This is a genomic window from Paraclostridium sp. (genome assembly GCF_051657365.1).
GTDB lineage: Bacteria > Bacillota > Clostridia > Peptostreptococcales > Peptostreptococcaceae > Paraclostridium.
On sequence record NZ_JBOFKN010000228.1, the window covers coordinates 1 to 1,900 of the forward strand.

Here is a 1,900-nt window from a genome sequence, read left to right on the forward strand (position 1 = left end):
TATTCCAAAAGTTTTAAAAATCAAATATATTTTATGGGGTGAAGAAAATGAAAAAAATTATTTTGGAACAACTTCTATCATATATAGAAAAAAATCCAGAAAAAAACGTCGGAAAAATCATAAGTATTGCTAAGAAGCTTGTTAAAAACCCTTATGACAAACAAGGTGTAGAACTTTTAGAACACTTCTATAATGATGTTCCTTCTGTAAAAGAACTCCTAGCTAGAGTTGGTGATGAAATCGATCCAGAAATCGTAAAGACTTTCTTTAAAAACTTTGTTATTAAAGGTATTTGGGAAGGTGGAGAAATCCGTGATAAATTCTATGAAGAAACAGGTGGACGTCAGACTGTGTAAAAACTAATATTTATACTAATTTAAGTATAAATATTTTTCCATTTATTTACTTTAATTGAATATAATAACTGTATTTCAAGTTAAATTTAAATATTAATTTATATAAATTGGGAAAGTGGCAAATAGAGAGCTGCTTTCCCTTTATATTTATAACCCTTTTAAGATTGTAGACAAAAAAGGCTAACGCAACCTCACCTCGGACTTTTCTTTTTGTTCGAAGTGTAACGTGATAAAAATTCATAACTCTCTTTAATGTACCAAAAGGATGTTCAACAAGAGCTTTCCTTAATGCAAATTTCGATTCATTTTTCTCAAAAATTTTATTGAATTTATTAGCTAAAGCTGATTCACCTCTAGCTCTAGTTATTTTTCTTCCTGTTGAGCTTGTAGTACATAATTTAGAGTTTTGACATTCATTACAAGCTTTCGCATTAGCGAAGCATTCGGTTTTTGACTTACTTGAATAAACATTTGATAAGATAGCACCTTCTGGACAAACAAATGTATTGTCTTTTGAGTTATAACTGAAACGTTCTAAAGAATATTCCTTATTTTTTATTGAACTTGAATAGCGTATTTTAGGAATACAAGTAATAATATTATGCTTATAACAAAACTGCATTTTTCTAGCACTATAATATCCTTTATCGGCTATTAAAAAAAATTTTTCACCATTCAATTTTTTCTTGGTTTTCAACGCCAACGGAATCAAGCTACTTCCATCTTCAGCTGAATCAGAAACATCTAGTGTTAGTATTAATTTTTCTTTGCTATCAACTACTGATTGAATATTATAACCTACATCCGTGCCATTACTTGCACCAAATTTAACAGTTTTAGCATCTGGATCAGTTAAATTAATACTTGTCAGATTATTATCATTTAAGAATGTTTCAATTTCATCATAAAATTTCAATTTACTTTGATAATACTCTATTTTAGATTTATTCTTTTTTAAAATATATTCTTCCAAATTTGAATAGGCTTCAGCTTTTTGAATAGCTAATTTTTTTAGTGAATAATTTTTCCGCTTAGAAGCATTAGCTTCTAGTCGAGTTCCATCTAATGCTAGAATTTTACCTTCGTAAAGTCCCATCTCCATACAGTTTGATACAAATTCATCAAATAAATTTTCAAAGAAATCAATATTATCATCACGGAAATTTGAAATTGTTTTAAAACATGGCTTAAATCCTTTCATCAACCAAATTACTTCTATATTTAATTTACATAATTCCTCAAGTTTTCTCACAGAACGGATACCATTTAATAATCCATATACATATAACTTTAATAAATCCTTTGGATTGTATCGTGGGCGACCAGCTGCGGTATTTTTCCCCATATTAAAACCTAAATTTTCTAAATCAAAACCTTCAATAATTGAATCTAAAGTTCTCACAATACTATCCTTTGAAACATATTCATCTAAATTTCCTATAACTAAATTTTCTCTACTACTTACCAAATACTTCATCTTTTGCTCCTAAAATAAATCTATCTTTAGATTATACAAAATATATGCATTTTTTCACAGTCTGCCG

General features: G+C 28.2%; 2 protein-coding genes. One reads left to right on the forward strand and one right to left on the reverse strand.

What is annotated here, in order from left to right; translation table 11 throughout:
• Positions 1-47: 47 nt before the first annotated feature.
• The gene (locus tag ACRCYC_RS17910; protein ID WP_438620468.1) at positions 48-356 is read left to right on the forward strand and encodes a hypothetical protein; all 309 of its coding nucleotides are present in this window, start codon (positions 48-50) and stop codon (positions 354-356) included.
• 46 nt (positions 357-402) lie between these two features.
• Here ACRCYC_RS17910 and ACRCYC_RS17915 read toward each other — a convergent pair whose 3' ends face one another.
• The gene (locus ACRCYC_RS17915; RefSeq protein WP_438620469.1) at positions 403-1,833 is read right to left on the reverse strand and encodes an IS1182 family transposase; all 1,431 of its coding nucleotides are present in this window, start codon (positions 1,831-1,833) and stop codon (positions 403-405) included.
• Positions 1,834-1,900: the final 67 nt, after the last annotated feature.

Excerpts from the sequence above, each read along its gene's own strand:
- ACRCYC_RS17915 (WP_438620469.1), bottom strand. The coding sequence starts at position 1,833 with ATGAAGTATTTGGTAAGTAGTAGAGAAAATTTAGTTATAGGAAATTTA.
- ACRCYC_RS17910 (WP_438620468.1), top strand. The coding sequence starts at position 48 with ATGAAAAAAATTATTTTGGAACAACTTCTATCATATATAGAAAAAAAT.